The sequence below is a fragment of the Arthrobacter globiformis genome, from assembly GCF_030817195.1.
Classification (GTDB): domain Bacteria; phylum Actinomycetota; class Actinomycetes; order Actinomycetales; family Micrococcaceae; genus Arthrobacter; species Arthrobacter globiformis_D.
The window spans coordinates 845,730-868,342 of sequence record NZ_JAUSYZ010000001.1; the positions used below are offsets into that span (position 1 = coordinate 845,730).

Consider the following 22,613-nt stretch of genomic DNA (forward strand, 5'->3'; position numbering starts at 1 on the left):
TTGGGCGGTCTTCGGGCCGATTTTGGATATTCCGGTGAGAGGCTCTATAGTTTTACAGGTCCAGTTCGGAGGAACGCGAAAGGACAAGAACGAAAGGCTTCGGCCCTTTATTTTTGCCCTTGTTCAACCAAATTGAGTCCAGGCCCCCATCGTCTAGCGGCCTAGGACACCGCCCTTTCACGGCGGCGGCACGGGTTCGAATCCCGTTGGGGGTACGCAAGGAAGTGGTCAAAGCAGGCAAAAAAGTCTGGTAGGCTGGAGTCCTTGAAAAAACGCGGTAGCAATACTGCGGAAGCAAGAAATAGCAAGGCCCTGTAGCGCAGTTGGTTAGCGCGCCGCCCTGTCACGGCGGAGGTCGCGGGTTCAAGTCCCGTCAGGGTCGCTTTGATTGCCGGAAGAGATTCCGGCTGTCATGGTGACACGTCACCTAGGCTCTGTAGCTCAGTTGGTAGAGCGTTCGACTGAAAATCGAAAGGTCACCGGATCGACGCCGGTCGGAGCCACCAGCTAAAACCCCGCTGTTCCATTAGGAACAGCGGGGTTTTTTCGTTCCCCGAGTTTGCACTGATTTCTCAACTCTGGTTCTGCGGCCGGCTGGGCCCTCGTGGGGCACTTTGGGGGCGTCGGCGTCGTAATTCACGACGGCGTCCGGCGTGTCCCGTGTCAAAGTGCCTCGTTTTGGTCGGCGCCCTCTGAGATCGCCACGCTTAGGTCGGCACTCTGAGATCGCCACCACCCGGTCGTCCTGGGCGGCCGGCTGAGCCGTCGTGGGGCACTTTGGAGGCGTGGGCGTCGTAATTCACGACGGCGGCCGGCGTGTCCCGTGTCAAAGTGCCCCGTTTTGGTCGGCTGAAGCAGGCGGCTGAAGTCGTGGGCACGGGTGTGATCAACGCCATTGATGACGCGTTTATGAAGACAGGTTTGATTCCAGTCCAGAAGTGGGGCACGCGCGCGCAAAACGAGATGTAAGCGCTTGCACCTCGGTCGAACCCGCCGAGGGCACGCGACCAAAACCGTGTTGAACTCGGCTGACAACGTTGTCTAGCGTTGAGTGTGGGCCGCGAAATGTCTGACGTTTCCATCGCCCAGCGCGGGGTCCTACCCAAACCCCGTTTTCTCCCTCGACACAACGGCGTCCTCGATGACGCATGCCGTGTCAGCGGGGTCTCCGGAGCTCGGGGGACAAGGGCAGCTGCCCGTCTTCCACGAACATAACTCCGCGAGAAGAGCAAAAAATGCACAAGCACCCCAACACCCCCCGGATGCTGCGGTGGCGCCCCGCCGCCGCAGCTCTGGTGGCAACTGTCGCCGCCACGGCGTTCCTCGCCGTGCCGTCGGCGCAGGCGAATGAGCCATCGGATCCGCCGTCGAGCACCCAGATGCCGGCACCGGCTCCGGGCTTCCCGCTGCCGACGCCCCACACCCAGACGGCACACGACCCGGCGTCGGACTTCACCTCAAAGTGGACCCGCGCGGATGCCAAGCAGATCATGGCGCAGAGCGACTCCAAGGTTCAGCCGGGCCAGAACTCCATGAGCCCCGATGTCACCATGCCGGAGATCCCCGAGGACTTCCCCGCCATGAACGATGACGTGTGGGTTTGGGACACCTGGTCGCTGACCGACGAGAACGCGAACCAGATCAGCTACAAGGGTTACGACGTGATCTTCTCGCTGGTTGCTGACCGGCACGCAGGCTATGGCTTCGACCAGCGCCACTGGAACGCCCGCATCGGCTACTTCTTCCGCAAGACCAACGCCGACCCGGCGAAGGACAAGTGGAACTACGGCGGACACCTGTTCCTGGACAACACCTCCATCGGCAACACCGAATGGTCCGGCTCCACCCGCCTCATGAAAGGCAACCAGGTGAACGTGTTCTACACGGCCACCACGTTCTACGACGTCAAGGAGCGCAACGCCGGCGGCGGCGGCATTGCCCCGGACGCCGTCATCGCCAAGGCGCTCGGCAACATCCACGCCGACAAGAACGGCGTGACCTTCGACGGCTTCCAGCACACCAAGCTGCTCGAACCGGACGGAAAGCTGTACCAGAACAAGGCACAGAACCCGGGCTTCGCGTTCCGCGACCCGTACACCTTCGCTGACCCGGCTCACCCCGGCAAGACCTACATGGTGTTCGAAGGCAACACCGGCGGCAAGCGCGGCGACTACCGCTGCAAGAACGAGGACCTGGGCTACGCCAAGGGTGACCCCAACGCCGAGAACCTCGACGAGGTCAACAGCAAGGGTGCCTACTACCAGACCGCCAACGTTGGCCTGGCCGTGGCGGACAACAAGGACCTGACCAAGTGGCACTTCCTGCCGCCGATCCTCTCCGCCAACTGCGTCAACGACCAGACCGAGCGTCCGCAGATCTTCATCCAGAATGAAAACGGCAAGAACAAGTACTACCTGTTCACCATCAGCCACCAGTTCACCTACGCTGCAGGCATGCGCGGCCCCGACGGCGTCTACGGCTTTGTAGGCGACGGCGTCCGCTCCGACTACCAGCCGATGAACAACAGCGGCCTGGCCCTGGGCTCCCCGACGGACCTGAACCTGCCCTCCGAATCCCCGGAGGCCCCGACGCCGAACCAGAACGGCCGTCAGTTCCAGGCCTACTCGCACTACGTGCAGCCGGGCGGCCTGGTCCAGTCCTTCATCGACAACGTGAACGGCATCCGCGGCGGATCCCTGTCGCCCACCGTGAAGATCAACTTCCGGGATGGCGTCTCCAAGGTTGACCGCAGCTTCGGCCAGAACGGCCTCGGCCCGTTCGGTTACCTGCCCACCAACGTCCACGTTGGCGGCAACGGCCTCTACAAGTAAGCCGTCACTGTTGCAATAAACAGGAGGCGCCCGGACCTGGTCCGGGCGCCTCCTGCCGCGTCTGCAGCTCTGTATATACAGGGCAATCCAAGGACAGGACTGCAAAGTGCGCCCGGCCTGTCAACTTGGAAAGAGGCGCAGCAGCCGGGCTAGACTCGCACGCCGGGGGACGGAGCAGGCGTTCTGCGGCTGCCCAGCCAGGCCGCCCGAGGCGGCAAAACCACTTCAGGAATGGAAACCGTGAAACATCTTGCCCGCCCGTTGTACGCCGCCGCCCTCTTCGCCGTCGTGGCACTTAGCGCCTGCTCCGCGCCTGCCTCCGGCAGCGTGCCGTCGGCGTCTGGACCGTCCACGACGGCGGCCGGCACCGCCGCTCCCGCCGCATCCGCCAGCGCGGCGTCCGGTCCCTTTGGCGGCTATGCCTCGGCGGCTGAGGCCTGTGACGCCATCTCCACGCAGGCCACGGGGGCGTCCCTGCTGCCCCTCTCCGCCGCGCAGGGCAAGACGGCGGAACTGGAACAGAAAAAGGCGGAACTTGCCGAGACGGCCCAGCGGGTGCCGGAGGCGCTGAAGGCGGACTTCGCGCGGCTGAACGAGGTGGCCCTGGCCGGGCTCTCCGACCAGAGCGTGTACTCCAACGGCAAGTTCGAAGCCGCCATGGCCCCCGTGACAGGCTGGCTGTCCGCGAACTGCCACTGACCTGCCGGGGCCGCAGGGCTCCGCGGCGAACGTGCTGGTCCGGTCCCTGCTGGTGCGCCCCCTGACGTTGTCCGACCTAAGGGATAGGGTTGTGTTCAACAGAAGGGGAGTGCTGATGGAATACCAGAATCCACAAACCGCCGCCGTTCGAGCGGACCCTGCCCTGGCGCCGGCCGCAGCCGGGGGACGGACCGTGATCTCCGAGACCGCCGTGGCCAAAGTCGCCGGGATTGCGGCCCGGGCCGTGCCCGGTGTGTACTCCCTGGGGACCGGCTCCTCCCGGGCGCTCGGAGCCATCAGGGACGCGGTGGGCAGCTCCGATCACGCCGCGGGCGTGCACGCCGAGGTCGGCGAAACCCAGGTGGCAGTCGACATAACCCTGGTGGCGGTCTACGGCGCTCCGTTGCACGCCCTGGCCAACCAGGTGCGGGCCAGCGTTTATTCGGCCGTCGAGAAGCTGGTGGGCCTGCAGGTCATTGAGGTGAACGTCGAAATCAACGACGTCTACATTGCACCGCCGGTGAAGCCGACGGGCGCGCCCGCCGTCGCTGAGCGGGAGGCGGTCCTGTGAGCCCTACTGTCGTTGGAATCGCCGTCGGCGCCTTCGTGGCGTTCATGTCACTACAGTTCGGCCTCTGGGGCTTCCTGATCTCCCTGCTGTTCATGGGAATCGGTGCGCTCCTGGGCCGCGCCGCAGAAGGGAAACTGGACCTGCGCAGCGTCATTGATGCCATCAGCGGCCGGCGCTCATCCTCATGAACGGTACAGCCCACATGGACGGTGCAGCCGACACGAGCCAGGCAGCCGAAGCAGCGACGCCCAGCCGGCAGTACAGCGGCCACAACAGGATCAGCACCCAGGCGCTCACGAGCCTGGCCAAGGCTGCCGCTGCCGAGGCGCTGGGCATCCATGCCCATGACGTGCGCGCCGACTGGACGGACGACGGCGGACTGCTGGCTTTGTCACTTGTGGCCCCCATCCGGGTCCCCAGCCTGACTGCCGTACTCCGCGACCCGGGACGCGTCCAGTCTGTGGGCGGCTCCATCTGGGACAGGACCGTGCACGCCAAGACCGACATTCTGACCAAGGTCACCGAACTCAGCGGTGCGAGTTTGAGCAGGGTAGACATCCGCATCAGCGGCGCACACGTCACGGAAGGGGGCAGGGTGCGGTGAGTTCCGTCGTCGAACAGCAGCATGAGGCCGGCGGGGATCCGGCGCAAGGCGGCTCCGGCGCGGTGCACGCCGCCGCCATCGACATGCGCCGCGTCCTGCACCGCGAGACCCACTCCTCCCGTGCCGTGGTCGCGGTCATCGCCGGCGCCCTGGTCATAGTGCTCTGCCTTTACGCCCTTCTGGAATCCGCTGTGCGCGCCATTGGCCAGCCGCCCTGGCTTATCGATCCGCAGACGGCGGCCGAACGGATCGTGGCACTCCCGTCGGGCGTACCGCCGCTGCTGCTGGGTGCTGCCGGAGCCGTGATCGCCGCAGTAGGTCTTTTCTTTTTCCTGAGCGCGGTCCTGCCCGGGCGCCGGGCCAGGCACCTGCTTGCTGACCGACGGATCGCCGTGGTGGTTGATGATGAAGTCATCGCCGCGGCACTTGCCCGGAGGACGCGGCTGGCGGCCAATGTCACGCAGGAGCAGGTCATGGTGGTGGTTTCCCAGCGCCAGGTGATGGTCAATGTCCGCCCCACATCCGGTGTGCCGGTCAGCGAAAACGCCATCCGGCAGGCGGTGGAGGACGAACTGCAGGCGATGGATCCGTCTCCCATGCCCCAGGTGACCATCAATCTGTCGACCTCAGGGGTGGTGGGTGCATGAACAGCACACCCAGGCTTCTCAACCGGATCATTCTCGGCATTCTTGGCTTCAAGCTGCTGGTCATCGGCGTGCTGCTGGTACTGCTGGCCGCTGTCCCTGCGGTCGCGGCGTGGTGGCATTCCTGGTCCAGAAGCGTGTCGGACAACGTGTCCGCGGCTTTCGAGGGCACGCAGTTCCCCGGCCGGCAGGGGAGCTGGCTGTGGATCGTCCTGGCCCTCGCAGTGGTGCTGCTGATCGGCCTCATGGTTGCGTGGATCGCCCAGCAGGGCAAGGGCCGCACCGACCTCCTGCTGGCAGCAGAAGATTCAGGCGGCGTTCCCGGCGACATCCGGATCGGCGGGGGAGTGGCCGAGCAGGCACTGAAGAACGCCCTGGCCGACCGTCCCGACCTCGCCGGAGCCAGCGTCTCGATCTACGACGTCAAGGGCCAGCCCGCGCTGAAGCTTCGGCTGCACCCACGGCCGGGTGTGGCGCCGCAGGCCGTCGCGGCGGAAGCGGCGGACCTCGTTGATGCCCTGAGCGCGGTGGTGGGCCAGCGCACGCCTGTCCTGGTGCACGTCGCGGCCGGCGCGCGGACCCGCTTCAGCCGTGCTGAGCGGGTCCGCTAACTCCGCTATTTGGAACTTTGACGGCCGGAACCCGGTTGGTCAGAAGCCGCCGGACTGCTTATCCGGCCACCAGGTAGGCCGCGCTGTTGGGCCCAACCACGGCTTCATCAGCGCCCGATTCTTCAGCGCTGGACAGTGCCACCCGGTAGCCGTCGGGGACCGGCGTGGGCTCCGCCCCCGTGTTGGCGACCACCAGGACATCACGGTTGTGGAAGGCCAGGACGCCCAGTTCGGGGTCGTGGTTGTCCGCCCAGCAGAATGTTCCGGATCCCAGCCCATGGCTCCGGCGTGCGGCGAGCGCGGAGCGGTACAGCTCCAGTGTGGAGCCCTTGACGCCGTCCTGCCGGTCGGCGGCCAGATCTTCGAAGGATTCGGGCTGGGGCAGCCAGGGCGCGGCCGGGTCCTGAGCGGTGGATGCTTCTGCAAAACCATACCCGGGCGCTTCGGATTTCCAAGGCAGGGGCACCCGGCAGCCGTCGCGCCCGCGCTCGATGCCGTTGGTCCGGAAGAACGTGGGGTCCTGCCGGGCTTCGGCGGGCAGCGTGGTGTGCTCGGGGAGGCCCAGCTCCTCGCCCTGGTAAATGTAGGCGGAGCCCGGGAGGGCCAGGGACACCAGCGTGGCGGCCCGGGCGCGGGCCAGGCCCAGGGCGGCGTCGGGCTGCTCGTCCTCCGCGGCGATGCCCTTCGGGAAGGTGGTGGGGTCCTGCAAGCCGAAGCGGCTCGGGTGGCGCACCGTGTCGTGGTTGCTGAGCACCCATGTGGACGGCGCCCCTACGGATGCGGCCGCCTGGAGGGAGTCCTCGATGGCCACGGCCATCCGCTGGGCGTCCCAGCCAGCCAGGAGGAAATCGAAGTTGAACGCCTGCTGCATCTCGTCCGGGCGGATGTACCGGGCGAGCCGTTCCGCGGGTTCAACCCAGGCCTCGGCCACCAGCATACGGTCGCCGTCGTATCCGGCCAGGACCCGGTTCCAGTCGCGGTAAATGTCATGGACGCCGTCCTGGTCGAAGAACGGCGACGGCGGATACAGCGGCGATACGGGCTCGTGGTCCGTGCCCACGGTGGCGCTTGAGCCGGCACCTGCCCCCAAATCGGCGGCTGCCAGGCCGGTACCGGCCGGAGAAGCGTGCGCCGTATGCGGCTCAATGGCCTCTCCGTGGGCGCCCGGGGGATCCGTCACGTGGGCGGCGTCGGCGGAGCCTTCCACCATGGCAGCCACGCCTTCCCAGTCCGGAAGGCCGGCCTCCTTCACCATCCCGTGGGCCACATCCACCCGGAAGCCGTCCACGCCCCGGTCCAGCCAGAAGCGGAGCACGGAACGCATCTCCTCCCAGACTTCGGGGTTTTCCCAGTTGAGGTCCGGCTGCTTCGTGTCGAACAGGTGCAGGTACCAGTCGCCGGGGGAGCCGTCCGCATTCGTGGTCCGCGTCCAGGCCGGTCCGCCGAAGATGGATTTCCAGTTGTTGGGCGCGATGTTGCCGTCGCCGGAGCCGGGAACCTCGTCCTTCCCCGGTCGGAACATGTAGCGTTCCCTGGCGGCCGAGCCGGGTTCCGCCGCGAGGGCTTCCTGGAACCACACATGTTCATCGGACGTGTGGTTGGGCACCAGGTCGACGATCACTTTCAGTCCGCGGCTGTGCGCCTCGTCCAGCATGGAGTCGAAGTCGGCGAGCGTACCGAATGACGGGTCCACCTGCCGGTAATCGGCGACGTCGTAGCCGCCGTCGGCCTGCGGGGACCGGTAGAACGGCGACAGCCAGACGGCGTCGACACCGAGCTGCTGCAGGTAGGGCAGGCGCGCCGTGACGCCGGGCAGGTCGCCCATGCCGTCACCGTTCCCATCAGAAAAAGAACGCGGATAAATCTGGTACACGGCCGCGTGGGCCCACCACGCTGCTGTCTCGGAAGCCGGCGTACTGATCGGGCGGTGGGTCATGGTTGCCTCTCCGGTAACAATTAGGTGTAAACGCTTGCATATCTTCGGGCAACGTTACTAGTGTGACAGTCACCACATCAACCGCACGAATGATTTTCATGTCACTCAGCGAGGAGTCTCCAGCCAATGAAAACCCCTAAGTTCTTACTCCCGGTTGCCACTGCCGGCGTGCTCGCCCTGACCCTGTCCGCCTGTGGCGGCGGCGGAGGCGGTACCACGGCCGGCGGCGGCGACGCCGAAGCTGGCCTTGACGGGCGCGGGCCCATCACGTACGTCCAGGGCAAGGACAACAGCAACGTGGTCCGGCCGCTGGTTGCCAAGTGGAATGCCGCGCACCCGAACGAGAAGGTCACGTTCAAGGAACAGACGGACCAGGCTGACCAGCAGCACGACGACATTGTGCAGCACTTCCAAGCCAAGGATGCCGGCTACGACGTCGTGGACGTTGACGTGGTTTGGACCGCCGAGTTCGCTGCCAAGGGCTGGCTGCAGCCGCTCAAGGACAAGATGGCCTTCGACACCAGCGCCATGCTGAAGCCAACCGTTGACAGCGGCACGTACAAGGGCACGCTTTATGCCGCGCCGCAGACGTCCGACGGCGCTCTGCTGTACTACCGCAAGGACCTTGTGCCCACGCCTCCTAAGACGTGGGAAGAGATGATGAGCATGTGCTCCATCGCCAAGAAAAACAACATCGGCTGCTACGCCGGCCAGTTCAGTAAGTACGAGGGCCTCACGGTCAACGCGTCCGAGGCCATCAATTCCGCCGGCGGATCGGTCCTGGATAAGGACGGCAAGCCCAGCCTGAACACCGCCGAGGCCAAGGCCGGCCTTGAGAACCTCGCCAAGGCCTACGCAGACGGCAACATCCCCAAGGAAGGCATCACCTTCCAGGAGGAGCTGAGCCGCCAGGCGTTCCAGAGCGGCAAGCTGCTGTTCCTGCGTAACTGGCCCTACGTCTACAACCTGGCAACCACTGAGGGTTCCTCGGCGGTGAAGGACAAGCTCGGCATCGCACCGATCCCCGGCGCGAGCGGGCCCGGCGCCTCCTCGCTGGGTGGCCACAACCTGGCCATCAGCGTGTACTCCAAGAACAAGGCCACTGCCCTGGACTTCCTGAAGTTCATGACGTCCGAGGAGACCGAGAAGTTCTACGCGACCCAGGGTTCACTGGCTCCGGTGCTGGGCAGCCTCTACACTGACGCTGCCTTGGTGAAGAAGCTTCCTTACCTGCCGGTGCTGAAGACCTCCATTGAGAACGCTGTTCCCCGCCCGGTCACCCCGTTCTACCCGGCGGTAACCAAGGCCATCCAGGAAAACGCCTACTCAGCCATCAAGGGCGAGAAGCCCGTGGACACTGCACTGTCTGACATGCAGAAGTCCATCGAATCCGCCGGTGCAGGATCGTAGGTCTGCCATGGCAACCGAAGTAGGCCCGACGCCGGTCAAGGCACCGGCGTCGGGCAGCGCCCCGATCCACCACGGCCCCAAGGGCGTGGGCGAGGATAACAAGATTCTCAGTCAGGGAAAGTGGGCCTCATGGCTCCTTGCCCCGACCATCATCGCGCTTGCTGTGGTGATCGTGTACCCGATCATCAGCGCAATCGTGATGTCCTTCCAGAAGGATGCCGGCCTGGATCCCGCGACGGGCCTCTTTACCGCAGGCGGACCGGCCGGCGTCCAAAACTACGTGAACTGGATTGCGCAGCAGTGTTCCGCCCCAGCCGGCGGAACGGTGGCTTGCCCGCCGGGAACACTCGGCGCCCAGTTCTGGTCCGCCACGGCAACAACGTTTTTCTTCACCGTGGTGACCGTTGCCCTCGAAACAGTCCTGGGCTTTTGGATGGCCATGATCATGGCCAGGACCTTCAAGGGCCGCAGCCTTGTCCGTGCGGCCGTACTGGTGCCGTGGGCCATTCCCACCGCCGTGACCGCAAAGCTCTGGTTCTTCATCTTCGCGTTCGAAGGAATTGCCAATAAGCTCTTCAACACCTCGATCCTGTGGACAGGCAGCGAATGGCCCGCCAAGTGGGCAGTGATCATCGCCGATGTGTGGAAGACAACGCCATTCATGGCGCTGCTCATCCTGGCTGGCCTGCAGATGATCCCGGCGGAGGTCTACGAGGCCGCCAAGGTGGACGGCGCCTCGGCTTGGCAGCGGTTCCGGATGATCACTTTGCCGCTGGTTAAGCCCGCCCTGATGGTGGCCATCCTGTTCCGCACCCTGGACGCGCTGCGCATGTTTGACCTCCCGTACATCCTCACCGGCGGTGCTAACAACACCACCACGCTGTCGATCCTGGTGATCAATCAGGTCAGGCAAGGCTTCAACTCGGCGGCCGCGCTGTCCACCATTACCTTCATCATCATCTTTCTTGTCGCTTTCATTTTCGTCCGCTTCCTGGGAGCGAATGTTGTGGAGCAAAGCGGCGCCACCGGTAAGGGGAAGAAATGACCGCCGCGACATCCTCCGCCACAAGCCTGCGCGCGGAACAGGACCGAGGCCGCCGCAAGGCCCAGAACAAGGAGAAGTGGGCCCAGGGCAGGACCTACATCAGCGCCGCCGTCATCCTGATCTGGTGCCTGGCACCCGCGTACTGGATGGTGGTGACAGCGTTCCGCGATGTGGGCTTCACCTACGACACCTCGATCCTGCCCAGCCATGTCACGCTGGACAACTTCAACACCGCGTTCGACACCTCCTTCGGCAACCGGTTCGGCCAGGCACTGCTGAACAGCGTCTTCATCGGCGGCGTCGTCACGGTGGTATCGCTGATCATCGGTGTTTTCGCGGCGTATGCCCTGGCCCGGCTGAACTTCCGGTTCAAGTACATGGTGCTGGGATTCATCCTGGGCGCCTCCATGTTCCCGGGCGTTGCCCTGATCACCCCGCTGTTCCAGCTGTTCACCAACATCGGCTGGATGGGCACCTACCAGGCGCTGATCATTCCGAACATCTCGTTCGTGCTGCCGCTGACCGTGTACACCATGACCTCCTTCTTCCGCGAGATGCCGTGGGAGCTGGAGGAGTCGGCCCGGGTGGACGGCTGCACGCAGGGACAGGCCTTCCGCAAGGTCATCATGCCCCTCGCCGCGCCGGCCATCTTCACCACGGCGATCCTGGCGTTCATCTCCTCCTGGAATGAATTCCTGATCGCCAGCCAGCTGTCCAGCGACGCAACGCAACCGGTGACGGTGGCTATCGCCAACTTCGCCGGGGCCCAGCCGAACCAGATTCCCTACACGGCCATCATGGCGGCGGGCACCATCGTCACCATCCCGCTCGTCATCCTGGTGCTGGTGTTCCAGCGCAAGATTGTGGCAGGCCTGACCGCCGGTGCTGTCAAGTGACGGAACGAGCAGCACCACAGGGCAGGAAGCCGGAATCGGTCGCGCCTAAGCGCGTACGGTCCGGTGAGGACTTCGACATCATCATCGGATTCCTTGGCTTCTGGGCCGTGGTGCTGCTCGTCGCCACCGTCTGGATGGAACTGACGGCGCAGCCCGCCGTCTTCTGGGCGCTGGGGCTGCTGGCCACACTGCTGGCGCTGTATGGCATGGTCAGGCTCCGCAAGCGGCTCCCCGCGCGCACGGCCACCCGCCGCAAGTGAGGCCGGCGGGACTAAAATGGATACTTGCCGTCGGGAGAACGGCGGGGCGGAAATCTGCATGAGGGTTTAGAGAGGACATCGTGGCGCGCACTACTGAAAGGGCACAGCGCGGTGGCCACTCGGGAGTCAGCATCGAAGACGTGGCCGCGGCCGCAGGTGTTTCCACCGCTACCGTGTCCCGCGCTGTGCGCGGCCTGCCCCGCGTCTCCCCGGCCACCCGGGAAAAAATCCTCGAGGTGGCCGCGGCGCTGGGCTACGTTGCCTCATCCTCGGCATCAGGCCTTGCCACCGGGCGCACCAAGACCATCGGCGTGCTTGCTCCCTTTGTGAGCCGGTGGTTCTTCTCGAAGGCCATCGAGGGCGCGGACCGCGAGCTGCATGCCCGGCAGTACAACCTTTCCCTCTTCAACCTCGGGGGCCACGGCAGCCATCGGGAGCGGCTCTTCAGCAAGACCATGGTCTACAAGCAGATCGATGCCCTCCTGGTCCTGTGTATGGCGCTGACCCGGGACGAGCTGGAGCACCTGCAGAAGATCGATATTCCGCTGGTGGTGGTGGGCGGCCACGTGGAGGAATGTGCCTACATCGGCATAGACGACTACGCGGCAGCCTCCACCGCCGTCAAACACCTGATCGAACTTGGCCACCGGGACATCGCGCTGCTGCACGGCGACGACGAAACGGACCTCAACTTCGATGTTCCCCGGGTCCGCATCCTGGCCTTCCAGGACGTCATGTCAGCCGCGGGCCTTGAAGTCCGCCCGGAGTGGGACGAATGGGGCGACTTCACCGTCCGCAGCGGCCAGGAGGCATTCCGGCGGCTGTGGGCCCAGCCCGGCGCCAAACCCACCGCCATCTTCTGCGCCTCAGATGAAATGGCCATGGGGGTCATCTTCGAAGCGAACCGGGTCGGCGTCCGGGTGCCCGAGGAGCTGTCCGTGATCGGCATCGACGACCACGATTTTTCCGACGCCATCGGTCTCACCACCGTGGGGCAGCGGCCGGACGAGCAGGCCGAGCTAGGCACCAAGATGCTGCTCGACGAACTCCTGGGGATCACCGGTTCGGTGCGGTCCTCCGTCGCACCCCACCGCCTGATAGTCAGGCGCACGACGGCGCCGCCCCGGTCCTCTTAGCAGCGCACCTGACATCTGTAAAAACCCGGCGCCGCACCGGGGATCAGTCCCGGCTTACGAGGCCCGGGCCAGCTGGCGGATCGGGATCCAGCGCGAGGCAAGCCGGCGATAGGCAGCGGCAGCGCCGGTCATGTCACCCTCCGCGAGGCACTCGATGCCCAGCCGCACGTCCATGGGGGAGTCGTCCGGGTAGACCTTGTCCGCCACCGCGCCGTAGTCCAGTTCCACCATGGAGTCCGCGTGGAAGAGCTCCAGCCATTCGGTGAGCTGTGTGAGGTCGTCCAGCATGTCCAGGTCCGGCGCGGCGAGGGCAAGGTTTGCGACGGCGTAGCGCACCCGGTCGAGGGCGTCGGAGATCGGCGTCCAAACCCGCACCGTGAGGATCCTGCCGCCCGCCTCCACAACGTCCTGCGGGTCGGACTCGAGGAACAATGAGAACCAGCTGAAGGGGATGCCCCAGGTGGAAGCCCGGGTGTGCACCCGGGTGATGCCGTCGCGGGCATTGACCAGGTCGATGCGTTCCTGGTGCCGGTCCCGCTGTTCCTCGGGGATCAGCAGCTCGGCCAGGGGACCATGGATGCCTTCGATCAGGGCGTTTGCCGCCAACCCGGCCCGAAGCACCAGCTGGCTGGGGCAGTAAAGCAGCGCGACGCCGTCGGCCGTTTCATCTTCGGAGCCTTCCTTGCCGGCATCCTCCACGGGGACACCCGGGGCGCGGGTGACGCGCACCAGGTCGGTCCGGCCGGTGGGGAACGGATCGCCGCCGGGCCGGGTGATCCGCCCCAGGGAAGCCAGCAGCTCCGCGTTTTCGACCGCGGCGCGGGACACCGCCCGCTCGCCGGCTGACTTGATGGCGGGGCGCTGCTCCTCCGGAAACGCATCCAGCGGCTCATAAACGCGCAGCGTGGAGGAAAACGGGAGCCCGGCCTGGCCCCGGTAGAGGTTGCCCGTCATGAATGCCTGCCTGTCATCAGCCGTCAGTCTCCATCAGTCGGCCAGTTCCACAATTACCGGTGCGTGGTCGGACGCGCCCTTGCCTTTGCGTTCCTCGCGGTCGATCGATGCGCCGGAGACCCGGGAGGCGAGGGCGGGAGAGGCGAGCACGAAGTCGATCCGCATGCCCTCCTTCTTCGGGAAGCGCAGCTGGGTGTAGTCCCAGTACGTGTAGACGCCCGGGCCCGGGGTGTGGGGGCGCACGACGTCGGAGTAGCCCACGGACTCGAAGGCGCGGAACGCGGCGCGCTCCGGTTCGCTGACGTGGGTGTAGCCCTGGGTGAGGAACAGGTCGATGTCCCAGACGTCGTCGTCCGTCGGGGCGATGTTCCAGTCGCCCATCAGCGCTACCTGAGCGGACGGGTCCTCGGAGATCCAGTCTGCCGCGTGGTTCTTCAGGGAATCAAGCCACTTGAGCTTGTAGGGCATGTGCTCGTCATCGAGGGAGCGGCCGTTGGGGACGTAGAGGCTCCAGACCCGGACTCCGCCGCAGGTAGCGGCCATCGCGCGGGCTTCCTGGACGGGGTCCTTGCCCGCCTTGCCGAAGTGCGGCTGGTCCGTGAAGCCGCGTTCGACGTCGTCCAGGCCTACGCGCGAGGCGATGGCCACACCGTTCCACTGGTTGACGCCGTAGTGCGCCACTTCGTAGCCCATGCGTTCGAAGAGCTCCCACGGAAAATTGTCGTCCTTGCACTTGGTTTCCTGGATGGCCAGGACGTCGCAGTCGGAGCGCTGCAGCCACGCCTCCACACGGTCGGCACGGGCACGCAGCGAGTTCACATTCCAAGTAGCTATCTTCACAGTCCTAACTTACCGAACTTGGACACCGCTGCTGCCGAAAATGGGGGCATTCCGCAGTCCAAAACGGGGCACTTTGCGGCGGACACGCCGGGATTAGGCGCGCGCAGGCACCGTTTGCGCCGCAAAGTGCCCCACGACGGCGGCAGCTCACCACCGCCGCCAACCCCGCCTTGGGAACTCTGGAATTTAGTAGGAAGTCCGAGTAGATTCAGCACAGAGATGACCGGGGTCTTGCAAAGGAGCATCCATGGTTCGCGAACTTTCCCACTACATTGGTGGCCGGCGGGTAGACGGCACGTCCGGACGGTACGGCGATGTCTATGATCCCTGCACCGGAGAGGTCCAGGCCAAGGTGCCGCTGGCGGGCGCGGAGGAAGTCCGTAACGCCATCGCGAACGCCGAAAAGGCCCAGCCGGAGTGGGGCGCCATGAACGCGCAGCGGCGCGGCCGCATCCTGCTCAAATTCGTGGACCTCGTGAACCAGAACCTGGACGAGCTCGCCGCCCTCCTCTCCTCGGAACACGGGAAGACCCTCGCCGATGCCCGGGGCGACATCCAGCGCGGCATCGAGGTGGTGGAGTTCGCCGCGGGCGCCCCGCACCTGCTTAAGGGCGAGTTCTCCGACGACGCCGGCGCGGGCATCGACGTGCACTCCATGCGCCAGCCGCTGGGCGTGGTTGCAGGCATAACGCCCTTCAATTTCCCGGCCATGATCCCGCTGTGGAAGTCCGGCCCCGCACTCGCGGCAGGCAACGCGTTCATCCTCAAGCCGTCCGAACGCGATCCTTCCGTACCGCTGCGGCTGGCCGAGCTCTACTCCGAGGCGGGGGTGCCGGACGGCGTGTTCAACGTGGTCAACGGCGACAAGGAAGCCGTGGACGCGCTGCTCGAGGACGCGCGCGTGCAGGCGGTCGGCTTCGTGGGTTCCACCCCGATCGCCCAGTACATCTACGCCACGGCCGCGGCGCACGGCAAGCGGGCGCAGTGCTTCGGCGGCGCCAAGAACCACATGGTGATCATGCCGGACGCAGACCTGGACATGGCCGCCGATGCCCTGATCGGGGCCGGCTACGGGTCCGCCGGTGAACGCTGCATGGCAGTGTCCGTGGCCGTTCCTGTGGGGGAGGAGACCGCGAACAGTCTTGTGGCACGGCTGCAGGAACGGATCAAGTCCCTGAAGGTTGGCCACAGCATGGCCAAGGACTCCGACTTCGGACCGGTGGTCACACCAGCCGCCAAGGAACGGATCGAGAGGTACATCAAATCCGGCGAGGAGGAAGGCGCCTCGCTCCTGGTGGACGGCCGGGGCCTGGCCGTGGACGGCTACGACGGCGGGTTCTGGGTTGGCCCCACGCTGTTCGACAACGTCACCAAGGACATGAAGATCTACCGCGAGGAGATCTTCGGCCCCGTACTCAGCGTCCTGCGCGCATCCGACTACGACGAGGCCCTCCGGCTCTGCAGCGAGAACGAGTTCGGCAACGGCGTGGCCATCTTCACCCGCGACGGGGACGCGGCCCGGGACTTCGCCAGCCGGGTGCAGGTGGGCATGGTGGGCATCAACGTCCCCATTCCGGTGCCCATTGCCTACTACACCTTCGGCGGCTGGAAGGCGTCAGGGTTCGGCGACCTCAACCAGCACGGCGCCGATGCCTTCCGCTTCTACACCAAGACCAAGACCGTGACCTCACGCTGGCCCTCCGGCATCCGGCAGGGCGCCAGCTTCATCATGCCGGAAGGAAGCTGATGACTGAACCTGCCCCGAACGGGACGCCGGCAAACCCGGCCGAGATGCCGTTTGACCAAGACGTGCGTCCTGAACAAGAGGTGCTGTTCGAACAACGGGGCAAACTGGGGGTGGTCACGCTCAACCGGCCCAAGGCGGTCAACGCCCTCACGGCCGGCATGGTCTCCGCCATGTTGGAGCAGCTCACCGCCTGGGCCGACGACGACACCGTGGCCACCGTGCTGGTCCAGGGCGCCGGCGACCGCGGCCTGTGCGCGGGCGGGGACATCGTGGCCATCTACCGGGACATCCTCGCCGGCGGCGACGAAACGGCCGGTTTCTGGGCTGACGAATACCGGCTGAACTCGCTCATCGAGCGGTTCCCCAAGCCTTATGTGGCGTTCATGGACGGCCTGGTGCTGGGCGGCGGCGTGGGCATCTCCGCCCATGGCTCCCTGCGCATCGTCACCGAACGGACCCGGACCGGGATGCCGGAGACCACCATCGGGTTCGTGCCCGACGTCGGCGGCACCCTCCTGCTGTCACGCTCACCGGGGGAGGCGGGCACGCATGCCGCCCTCACCGGCGCCCACCTCAGCGGGGCGGATGCGCTTTTCCTGGGGCTCGCCGATTTCTTTGTCCCGTCCGGCAGCCTCGCGGACCTCGCGGCGGCGCTGGAAAACGAAAGTGCGGAAGCCGCCGTCGTACGCTTTGCCGAAAAGCCGCCCGCCTCGGCGCTGGAGGCGCAGCGGGACTGGATCGACGCCTGCTATTCAGCGGACGACGCCGAGGAGATTGTCCGGCGGCTGCGTGCCGCCGGCGGGGAGGCCGCGGCAGCCGCCGAGACCATCGAGGCGAAGTCGCCCACATCCGTCAAAGTGACCCTGGCCGCGCTCCGCCGGGCGCGCGGGCTGACGCTCGACCAGGCGCTCGCCGAGGAATACCGTGTGGGACTGCGGTGCCTCGCCGGAGCAGACTTCCGGGAGGGGATCAGGGCGCAGGTGGTGGACAAGGACCGCAACCCGCAATGGCGCCCGGCGACGCTGCAGGAGGTACACGCGGACGACGTCGAGCGGTACTTTGCGCCGTTGGGGGACCGGGAACTGGTGTTGTGGGAAAAGGAGTCGGACCATGCCTGAAGAAGTAACCCGGACTGAAGAAACGAAACCGCGTGTCGCCTTCCTGGGATTGGGCCACATGGGCGGTCCCATGGCGGTCAACCTGGTCAAGGCAGGCTACGAAGTCATCGGCTTCGATGTGGTGCCCGCCGCGCTGGATGCGGCGCGCGAGCATGGCATCCCCGTCGCCGCGAGTGCCGCGGAAACCATCCCCGGAGCGGACGTCGTGCTCACGATGTTCCCTAGCGGGCAACATGTGCTGGATGCCTACCGCGGCGGGGACGGAGAGCCCGGACTGCTGGAGGCTGCGGCACCGAACACCATGTTCCTGGACTGCTCCACCATCAACGTGGACGAGGCGCGGGAAGCCGCCAGGCTGGCCCTCGACGCAGGGCACCGCTCTGTGGACGCACCGGTTTCCGGCGGCGTTGTGGGGGCGGAGGCCGGCACGCTGACGTTCATGGTGGGCGCGCTGCCGGAGGACTTCGAGACAGTGCGGCCCCTGTTCGACGTCATGGGCAAACGCGCGGTGCTCTGCGGAGAGCACGGTGCCGGCCAGGCCGCGAAGGTCTGCAACAACCTCATCCTCGGTGTCTCGATGATCGCCGTCAGCGAGGCGTTCGTGCTCGGGGAGAAGCTGGGGCTGACGCACCAGGCCCTGTTCGACGTCGCGTCCGCGGCGTCAGGGCAGTGCTGGGCCCTCACCACCAACTGCCCCGTCCCGGGACCGGTGCCCACCAGCCCGGCCAACCGCGACTATCAGCCGGGGTTCGCCGGGGCCCTGATGGCCAAGGACCTCCGGCTGGCGCTGAACGCCCTTCAATCCACCGGCGTTGCCGCCCGAATGGGACCGCTGGCCTCCGAGATTTACGACGCCTTCGCCGCCGAAGGCGGGGCCGGCCGGGATTTCTCCGGCATCATTACCGACATCCGGGACAAGTCAGGACAGTAGGCTTAGTTTCAGGACGTAGCAACCACATGAGGGGCATGGATGACGCACGAGTACGGGAACATTCTGGTGGAACGCCGCGGGCGCGTTGGCCTCGTCACCCTGAACAGGCCTGAGGCGCTGAATGCCCTGGACAGGACCACCCTGGAAGAACTGGTGGCGGCGGTTTCGGCCATGGACACGGATCCCGGCGTGGGCGCCGTCGTCATCACCGGCTCGGGGAAGGCCTTCGCCGCGGGCGCCGACATCAAGGAGATGGCGGACAAGGGCTACCTGGAGATGTACGACGCCGACTGGTTCCGCGGGTGGGAGGACCTCACCCGGCTGCGCATTCCGCTGATCGCGGCCGTGTCCGGATTCGCGCTGGGCGGCGGCTGTGAGCTGGCCATGATGTGCGACTTCATCATCGCCGGGGACAACGCTAAATTCGGCCAGCCCGAGATCAACCTTGGCGTTGTGCCGGGCATGGGCGGGTCGCAGCGGCTCACCCGCGCCGTGGGCAAGGCCAAGGCGATGGACATGATCCTCACCGGCCGGTTCATCGATGCGGACGAGGCAGAGCGCTCAGGCCTGGTGGCCCGCGTGGTGCCGGCGGCGGACACCGTGGAGGAGGCACTGAAGGCCGCGGAGGTCATCGCGTCCAAGTCGAAGCCGGCTGCCATGCTGGCCAAGGAAGCCGTCAACGCGGCCTTCGAGACGGGGCTGGCACAGGGCGTGCTGTTTGAGCGGCGGCTGTTCCATTCGCTCTTCGCCTCTGAGGACCAGAAGGAAGGCATGGCTGCTTTCGCGGAGAAGCGCCAGCCGGAGTTCAGGCACCGGTGAGCGCCCGGCTGACCGGGGAGCGCACCGTGGAGGGGACTTCCCTGCGCGTTGTCCCGGCAGCCATGGTCTCGCTGGCCGGCTTTGTCCTGTTCGCGCTGGACCAGAGCCTGCCGGGCTATGCCCTGCTCGCCGCGGCGCTCGTAATCGCGGTGCTGGTGGACCGGCTGCTGTTCCGCGACCTCGCACTGATTGCAGCCGGAGTGGCCATCATCAGTGCCGTGCCGATCACCACCGACGTCAGCACCTCCCACATGCTCGTCATGGGCTCGGCGATGATCGCGGCCGTGGGGATCCCCTACGCCGTGTCGCGTTTCCTTACCAAGGAGCACGCGGTGGTGTTTCCGGTCCGGACCGGGCAGAAATGGACGCGTGCGGAGAAGTGGTACCTGCCCGCCGTCGTGGTGATTGGCTACGCCCTGCTGCCCGTGTACATGATCCGGACCGGGGTCTACACGAACTGGCCCGCAGTACACGACCCCGAGGGCATCGCGCGGCTTTTCGTTGGCACCAACGCCCTGGGCATCTGGGATGAGCTGTTCTTCATCTGCACCTGCTTCGCGCTGCTCCGCCGCCACCTGCCTGACTGGCAGGCCAACCTGCTGCAGGCCGTCCTGTTTACCTCGTTCCTGTGGGAACTGGGGTTCAGGGCCTGGGCACCGTTCTTCATCTACCCGTTCGCCCTGCTGCAGGCCCGCATCTTCACCTGGACCAAGTCGCTGTCGTACATCGTGAGCGTGCACCTGCTCTTCGACTTCGTGCTGTTCCTGGTGCTGCTCCATGCGCACAACCGGGCGTGGATCGACATCTTCCTGTACTGATTCCCGTTCCCGTACTGATTCCCGGTGCAACTCCCTCCACAGCATCCGTCCGCGAATGGCCGCCGGGATTTCACCCGCAGTTAATCGCGATGCCCTAGCCTTGCACTTCAGGCAAACGTGTTTATTCAGGCAAACGTGTTAGTCAGGCAAACGTCCGAAGAGGGGAACGATCGTGGCCGATATCGCTGCTGTACTGGGACGGCTCACCGCGGCTGAGCTTGAGGAAATCCACGCCACAGGCCCGCAAGGGCATTTGAGCCGCAGGATCGTGGAAGCGCTGGACCGGGCTGCCGGCGGTCCCGGCGGCGGCCGCGGCTACTATGTTCCGGCCGGAAGTGTCAGCGGGACCGGCAGCCCGCACGTTGTGCTGAGGAGCGACGTCGCAGCTTGGCTTTTCGGGCATTCCGCACCGGCCGCCGTCGCCGACCCCGCGTAAAAGCGGGCGGCGCGCAAAAGCCGGCCCGGCGTAAATGCCGGCCCCGGCTAGCCTGCGGCCTGTGCTGCCGGCGCGAGGGCGGAGGCTGGCGCCTCGCCGGGGGCGCCGTCAGATCCGCCGTTTTTCTGCCGCATGCCGCCACCGTCGAGGATGGTGCCCAGCAGGCCATGGGCCGCTTCGAGGACTTCGCGTACCTCAGGGGACGTCAGTTCGTAGAACAGGCGGCCGTCCTTCCGGGACGGAACGATCAGCCGCTGGCGCCGCAGGATGCCGAGGTGCTGGGAGAGGTTCGAGGCCTCAAGGCCGGTGCAGTCCCGCAGGTTGCTCACGGTCACCGGACCGCTGACCAGCATCTCCAGGACCAGGATGCGTGCAGGGTGGCCCATGGACTTGAACAGGTCCGCCTTAACCTCGGTGTGAATCACGCCGTGGGGCATGTCACCCATGATGGATTCCTTCCACTGTTCCTTGCCAGATGTTGCCAGCCAGGTATTGCTCGGCGCGCCGAACTGGTGCCCCCAAGGCGTATAGACCTAAGTATAGAGACAGAACGGTCTGTCTCCGGCGAACGGGATGAACTTTTTGTGGGGTAGTCCGTCCTGCAGGGGCGCGACGGCCCGGGAGTAGCCATGGACAGGCCTTGCCAAGACGCTGCAACTGGTTCACAATTTCATAAATTCCTCAATTGGCGCCCCGGCTCATCCGCGGGAGCGGCAAGGAAGAAAATCTCAGCTGCTTCCGGCGACGACGGCGTCCCGGACGCCGTGTTCCCGGATCCAGGAGGGCTAAATGGCTGGCATGTTCGAACTCTTCATTGACGCAGAGGCTTCATTCAGGTTCCAGCTCACCGCCCCGGACGGCACCGTGATGGCCGTGTCCCGCCCTTTTCCCAGCAAGGCTGCAGCGGTTGAAGGCATTGCTGCCGTTCGCGAGTACGCCGGAATGGGGCACGTGCGGGAGCTCGCCACGGCCCCGGTGGATCGCTTCCTCGGTTCCCGCCCCCGCGCTGCCGTTCGTCCTCTTCCCCAGCGCATACCCGTCCAGTGCCAGGGGATGACCGGATAGGGCGGCAGGGAGCCGCGATGAGCCTTCCGAAAACCGTGCGGGCGTACTCGAGCGCACTCGGGCCGGCAGATTGTGTTGCCGGCACGTTCTACTACGATGCCATCTCCGGACGGCTCGAGTGGTCAGATGAGCTGTACACGCTCCACGGTTACCGCCGCGGCGACATCGTCCCCAGTGTGGAGCTGCTGTATGCCCACAAGCATCCGGACGACAGGGAGCGCTGCCATGACATCTTCATGGCCGCCTGCGAAGCGGGCGGTTTCTTCTGCAGCTACCACCGCATCATCGACGCGCGCATGCGCGAACACCGTGTCCTCACCGCCGGCGAGGCGCTCATGGAGGACGGCAGTCTCAGCGCTGTTGAGGGATTCATCGTTGACCTGACCAGCACGCTGCACTGGGAAACCGAAAGGGCAGCACGCGAAGCAGTTGCCGGGGCCCTTGGCACCCGAAGCACCATCGAACAGGCGAAGGGCATCCTGATGGGGATCCTGCGGATTGGTTCCGAGGCCGCCTTCGACTTGATGGCCAAGTACAGCCAGGACACGAACATCAAGGTGTCCAGCACGGCTGCCGACCTCGTGCAGCTTGCCAACAGCCCGCAGCCGGCGGCATTGCTTGACACGTTCGTCCAGGAGCTACGGCGGCCGTCCGAAAGGCACACGGACAGCCCTGCAGAGAAGGACGGCGTGCCAAGCTGCTAGCCGCAGGGCCGCCGGTCAGTCCCCAAACCGGTCAGTCCGTGAAGTCCCCGGCGCCGCGGCGGAAGTCGCCCAGGATCCGGATCAGCTGGTTCACGTCCTCTTCGCCGAAACCGGACTGGCCGAAAATTTCGGCGTTGAGCACCGCCGTCGCCCGTTTTGCCAGCGTGCGACCCTCGGCCGTGAGCTCGATCAGGGTGGTGCGCCCGTCCGTGGGGTGCGGCGACCGGACCACCAGCCCCGCCGTCTGGAGGCGGTCGACGGCGTTGGTCACCGAGGTGGGATGGACCTGGAGCAGGGCGCTCGCCTTGTTCATGGGCAGTGCGCCGCTCCTGGCGAAGCTCAGCAGCGCCAGCAGCTCGTAGCGGGCGAAGGTCAGTCCGAAGGGCTTCAGAGCCCCCTCGATGCGGGCCATCAGGATCTGCTGGGTGCGCATGATTGCCGTGATGGCGGCCATTGGAGCGGCGACGTCGCCCCAGCCGTGGCTCTCCCAGTTGCGCTGTGCATCGGCAATCGGGTCACGGGGCAGCGGAGGGCTCAC

The 22,613-nt window shown here is 65.9% G+C and carries 26 protein-coding genes and 3 tRNA genes; 24 read left to right on the forward strand and 5 right to left on the reverse strand.

What is annotated here, in order from left to right:
• Positions 1–142 precede the first annotated feature (142 nt).
• The 11 genes from QF036_RS03915 (at position 143) to QF036_RS03965 (ending at position 5,960) form a co-directional block, all read left to right on the forward strand.
• Positions 143–215 (forward strand) — tRNA-Glu (locus tag QF036_RS03915).
• Between the two features lie 93 nt (positions 216–308).
• Positions 309–382 (forward strand) — tRNA-Asp (locus QF036_RS03920).
• Between the two features lie 48 nt (positions 383–430).
• Positions 431–506, forward strand: a tRNA-Phe gene (locus QF036_RS03925).
• A 310-nt stretch (positions 507–816) separates the two neighbouring features.
• Positions 817–969, forward strand: a complete 153-nt coding sequence (locus tag QF036_RS03930; protein WP_307099418.1) for a hypothetical protein — start codon at positions 817–819, stop codon at positions 967–969.
• Between the two features lie 266 nt (positions 970–1,235).
• Positions 1,236–2,831: a glycoside hydrolase family 68 protein gene (locus QF036_RS03935; protein ID WP_307099420.1), complete on the forward strand. Its 1,596-nt coding sequence runs from the start codon at positions 1,236–1,238 to the stop codon at positions 2,829–2,831.
• A gap of 231 nt (positions 2,832–3,062) precedes the next feature.
• On the forward strand, positions 3,063–3,530 hold the full coding sequence (locus tag QF036_RS03940) for a hypothetical protein (protein WP_307099422.1): 468 nt from the start codon (positions 3,063–3,065) through the stop codon (positions 3,528–3,530).
• A 115-nt stretch (positions 3,531–3,645) separates the two neighbouring features.
• A complete protein-coding gene (locus tag QF036_RS03945; RefSeq protein WP_307099424.1) occupies positions 3,646–4,101 on the forward strand; it encodes an Asp23/Gls24 family envelope stress response protein in 456 nt (151 codons plus the stop codon).
• Positions 4,098–4,289, forward strand: coding sequence for a DUF2273 domain-containing protein (locus tag QF036_RS03950; protein ID WP_003799126.1), 192 nt, complete (start codon positions 4,098–4,100; stop codon positions 4,287–4,289). Before QF036_RS03945 ends, QF036_RS03950 begins: the two co-directional genes overlap by 4 nt.
• A gap of 14 nt (positions 4,290–4,303) precedes the next feature.
• Positions 4,304–4,705 (forward strand): hypothetical protein, encoded by a 402-nt coding sequence (locus QF036_RS03955; RefSeq protein WP_307105762.1) that lies wholly within the window; start codon positions 4,304–4,306, stop codon positions 4,703–4,705.
• Positions 4,702–5,352 (forward strand): hypothetical protein, encoded by a 651-nt coding sequence (locus tag QF036_RS03960; RefSeq protein WP_373460074.1) that lies wholly within the window; start codon positions 4,702–4,704, stop codon positions 5,350–5,352. The genes QF036_RS03955 and QF036_RS03960 overlap by 4 nt, the downstream gene beginning before the upstream one ends.
• Positions 5,349–5,960, forward strand: a complete 612-nt coding sequence (locus QF036_RS03965; RefSeq protein ID WP_307099426.1) for a hypothetical protein — start codon at positions 5,349–5,351, stop codon at positions 5,958–5,960. The genes QF036_RS03960 and QF036_RS03965 overlap by 4 nt, the downstream gene beginning before the upstream one ends.
• A gap of 58 nt (positions 5,961–6,018) precedes the next feature.
• Here QF036_RS03965 and QF036_RS03970 read toward each other — a convergent pair whose 3' ends face one another.
• Positions 6,019–7,896 (reverse strand): glycoside hydrolase family 13 protein, encoded by a 1,878-nt coding sequence (locus tag QF036_RS03970; protein WP_307099427.1) that lies wholly within the window; start codon positions 7,894–7,896, stop codon positions 6,019–6,021.
• Between the two features lie 126 nt (positions 7,897–8,022).
• Between QF036_RS03970 and QF036_RS03975 the strand changes: the two genes are divergently transcribed.
• From QF036_RS03975 to QF036_RS03995, 5 genes are all read left to right on the forward strand, one after another.
• A complete protein-coding gene (locus QF036_RS03975; RefSeq protein ID WP_307099429.1) occupies positions 8,023–9,306 on the forward strand; it encodes an ABC transporter substrate-binding protein in 1,284 nt (427 codons plus the stop codon).
• 7 nt (positions 9,307–9,313) lie between these two features.
• Positions 9,314–10,351: a carbohydrate ABC transporter permease gene (locus QF036_RS03980; RefSeq protein WP_307099431.1), complete on the forward strand. Its 1,038-nt coding sequence runs from the start codon at positions 9,314–9,316 to the stop codon at positions 10,349–10,351.
• Positions 10,348–11,247: a carbohydrate ABC transporter permease gene (locus QF036_RS03985; RefSeq protein WP_307099432.1), complete on the forward strand. Its 900-nt coding sequence runs from the start codon at positions 10,348–10,350 to the stop codon at positions 11,245–11,247. Before QF036_RS03980 ends, QF036_RS03985 begins: the two co-directional genes overlap by 4 nt.
• Positions 11,244–11,507 (forward strand): hypothetical protein, encoded by a 264-nt coding sequence (locus tag QF036_RS03990; RefSeq protein WP_307099434.1) that lies wholly within the window; start codon positions 11,244–11,246, stop codon positions 11,505–11,507. Before QF036_RS03985 ends, QF036_RS03990 begins: the two co-directional genes overlap by 4 nt.
• An 80-nt stretch (positions 11,508–11,587) precedes the next feature.
• Positions 11,588–12,643, forward strand: a complete 1,056-nt coding sequence (locus QF036_RS03995) for a LacI family DNA-binding transcriptional regulator (RefSeq protein ID WP_307099436.1) — start codon at positions 11,588–11,590, stop codon at positions 12,641–12,643.
• Between the two features lie 54 nt (positions 12,644–12,697).
• On the opposite strand, the gene QF036_RS04000 is transcribed toward QF036_RS03995, so the two are convergent.
• Positions 12,698–13,597 (reverse strand): hypothetical protein, encoded by a 900-nt coding sequence (locus QF036_RS04000; RefSeq protein WP_307099438.1) that lies wholly within the window; start codon positions 13,595–13,597, stop codon positions 12,698–12,700.
• Between the two features lie 33 nt (positions 13,598–13,630).
• Positions 13,631–14,437, reverse strand: coding sequence for an exodeoxyribonuclease III (locus QF036_RS04005; protein ID WP_307099440.1), 807 nt, complete (start codon positions 14,435–14,437; stop codon positions 13,631–13,633).
• 247 nt (positions 14,438–14,684) lie between these two features.
• On the opposite strand from QF036_RS04005, the gene QF036_RS04010 reads away from it, so the two are divergent.
• The 6 genes from QF036_RS04010 to QF036_RS04035 all read left to right on the forward strand — a co-directional run bounded on the left by QF036_RS04010 (position 14,685) and on the right by QF036_RS04035 (position 20,306).
• Positions 14,685–16,184 carry a CoA-acylating methylmalonate-semialdehyde dehydrogenase gene (locus QF036_RS04010; RefSeq protein ID WP_307099442.1) on the forward strand — a complete coding sequence of 500 codons (1,500 nt, stop codon included), beginning with the start codon at positions 14,685–14,687 and terminating at the stop codon, positions 16,182–16,184.
• A 44-nt stretch (positions 16,185–16,228) separates the two neighbouring features.
• Positions 16,229–17,302 carry an enoyl-CoA hydratase/isomerase family protein gene (locus QF036_RS04015; RefSeq protein ID WP_307105764.1) on the forward strand — a complete coding sequence of 358 codons (1,074 nt, stop codon included), beginning with the start codon at positions 16,229–16,231 and terminating at the stop codon, positions 17,300–17,302.
• A complete protein-coding gene (mmsB, locus tag QF036_RS04020; protein WP_307099444.1) occupies positions 17,295–18,233 on the forward strand; it encodes a 3-hydroxyisobutyrate dehydrogenase in 939 nt (312 codons plus the stop codon). The genes QF036_RS04015 and mmsB overlap by 8 nt, the downstream gene beginning before the upstream one ends.
• A gap of 39 nt (positions 18,234–18,272) precedes the next feature.
• Positions 18,273–19,052 carry an enoyl-CoA hydratase gene (locus QF036_RS04025; protein WP_306920613.1) on the forward strand — a complete coding sequence of 260 codons (780 nt, stop codon included), beginning with the start codon at positions 18,273–18,275 and terminating at the stop codon, positions 19,050–19,052.
• On the forward strand, positions 19,049–19,870 hold the full coding sequence (locus QF036_RS04030) for a CPBP family glutamic-type intramembrane protease (RefSeq protein ID WP_307099446.1): 822 nt from the start codon (positions 19,049–19,051) through the stop codon (positions 19,868–19,870). The genes QF036_RS04025 and QF036_RS04030 overlap by 4 nt, the downstream gene beginning before the upstream one ends.
• A gap of 172 nt (positions 19,871–20,042) precedes the next feature.
• Complete coding sequence (locus QF036_RS04035; RefSeq protein ID WP_003799094.1) at positions 20,043–20,306, forward strand: hypothetical protein; 264 nt, start codon at positions 20,043–20,045, stop codon at positions 20,304–20,306.
• A gap of 47 nt (positions 20,307–20,353) precedes the next feature.
• Here the strand turns inward: QF036_RS04035 and QF036_RS04040 are convergent, their stop codons facing one another.
• The gene (locus QF036_RS04040; RefSeq protein ID WP_307099448.1) at positions 20,354–20,752 is read right to left on the reverse strand and encodes an ArsR/SmtB family transcription factor; all 399 of its coding nucleotides are present in this window, start codon (positions 20,750–20,752) and stop codon (positions 20,354–20,356) included.
• A 343-nt stretch (positions 20,753–21,095) separates the two neighbouring features.
• Between QF036_RS04040 and QF036_RS04045 the strand changes: the two genes are divergently transcribed.
• Entirely contained in the window at positions 21,096–21,371 is a 276-nt protein-coding gene (locus QF036_RS04045; protein WP_307099450.1) for a YegP family protein, read from the forward strand.
• Positions 21,372–21,388: 17 nt separating this feature from the next.
• The gene (locus QF036_RS04050; protein ID WP_307099452.1) at positions 21,389–22,075 is read left to right on the forward strand and encodes a PAS and ANTAR domain-containing protein; all 687 of its coding nucleotides are present in this window, start codon (positions 21,389–21,391) and stop codon (positions 22,073–22,075) included.
• 31 nt (positions 22,076–22,106) lie between these two features.
• Here QF036_RS04050 and QF036_RS04055 read toward each other — a convergent pair whose 3' ends face one another.
• A complete protein-coding gene (locus QF036_RS04055) occupies positions 22,107–22,613 on the reverse strand; it encodes a MarR family winged helix-turn-helix transcriptional regulator (protein ID WP_307099454.1) in 507 nt (168 codons plus the stop codon).

Excerpts from the sequence above, each read along its gene's own strand:
- QF036_RS04010 (WP_307099442.1), top strand. The coding sequence starts at position 14,685 with ATGGTTCGCGAACTTTCCCACTACATTGGTGGCCGGCGGGTAGACGGC.
- QF036_RS03945 (WP_307099424.1), top strand. The coding sequence starts at position 3,646 with ATGGAATACCAGAATCCACAAACCGCCGCCGTTCGAGCGGACCCTGCC.
- QF036_RS03985 (WP_307099432.1), top strand. The coding sequence starts at position 10,348 with ATGACCGCCGCGACATCCTCCGCCACAAGCCTGCGCGCGGAACAGGAC.
- QF036_RS04015 (WP_307105764.1), top strand. The coding sequence starts at position 16,229 with ATGCCGTTTGACCAAGACGTGCGTCCTGAACAAGAGGTGCTGTTCGAA.
- QF036_RS03970 (WP_307099427.1), bottom strand. The coding sequence starts at position 7,896 with ATGACCCACCGCCCGATCAGTACGCCGGCTTCCGAGACAGCAGCGTGG.
- QF036_RS04025 (WP_306920613.1), top strand. The coding sequence starts at position 18,273 with ATGACGCACGAGTACGGGAACATTCTGGTGGAACGCCGCGGGCGCGTT.
- QF036_RS03975 (WP_307099429.1), top strand. The coding sequence starts at position 8,023 with ATGAAAACCCCTAAGTTCTTACTCCCGGTTGCCACTGCCGGCGTGCTC.
- QF036_RS04000 (WP_307099438.1), bottom strand. The coding sequence starts at position 13,597 with ATGACGGGCAACCTCTACCGGGGCCAGGCCGGGCTCCCGTTTTCCTCC.
- QF036_RS03965 (WP_307099426.1), top strand. The coding sequence starts at position 5,349 with ATGAACAGCACACCCAGGCTTCTCAACCGGATCATTCTCGGCATTCTT.
- QF036_RS03955 (WP_307105762.1), top strand. The coding sequence starts at position 4,304 with ATGGACGGTGCAGCCGACACGAGCCAGGCAGCCGAAGCAGCGACGCCC.
- QF036_RS03935 (WP_307099420.1), top strand. The coding sequence starts at position 1,236 with ATGCACAAGCACCCCAACACCCCCCGGATGCTGCGGTGGCGCCCCGCC.
- QF036_RS04045 (WP_307099450.1), top strand. The coding sequence starts at position 21,096 with ATGGCTGGCATGTTCGAACTCTTCATTGACGCAGAGGCTTCATTCAGG.
- QF036_RS03980 (WP_307099431.1), top strand. The coding sequence starts at position 9,314 with ATGGCAACCGAAGTAGGCCCGACGCCGGTCAAGGCACCGGCGTCGGGC.
- QF036_RS04040 (WP_307099448.1), bottom strand. The coding sequence starts at position 20,752 with ATGGGTGACATGCCCCACGGCGTGATTCACACCGAGGTTAAGGCGGAC.
- QF036_RS03940 (WP_307099422.1), top strand. The coding sequence starts at position 3,063 with ATGGAAACCGTGAAACATCTTGCCCGCCCGTTGTACGCCGCCGCCCTC.
- mmsB (WP_307099444.1), top strand. The coding sequence starts at position 17,295 with ATGCCTGAAGAAGTAACCCGGACTGAAGAAACGAAACCGCGTGTCGCC.
- QF036_RS04050 (WP_307099452.1), top strand. The coding sequence starts at position 21,389 with ATGAGCCTTCCGAAAACCGTGCGGGCGTACTCGAGCGCACTCGGGCCG.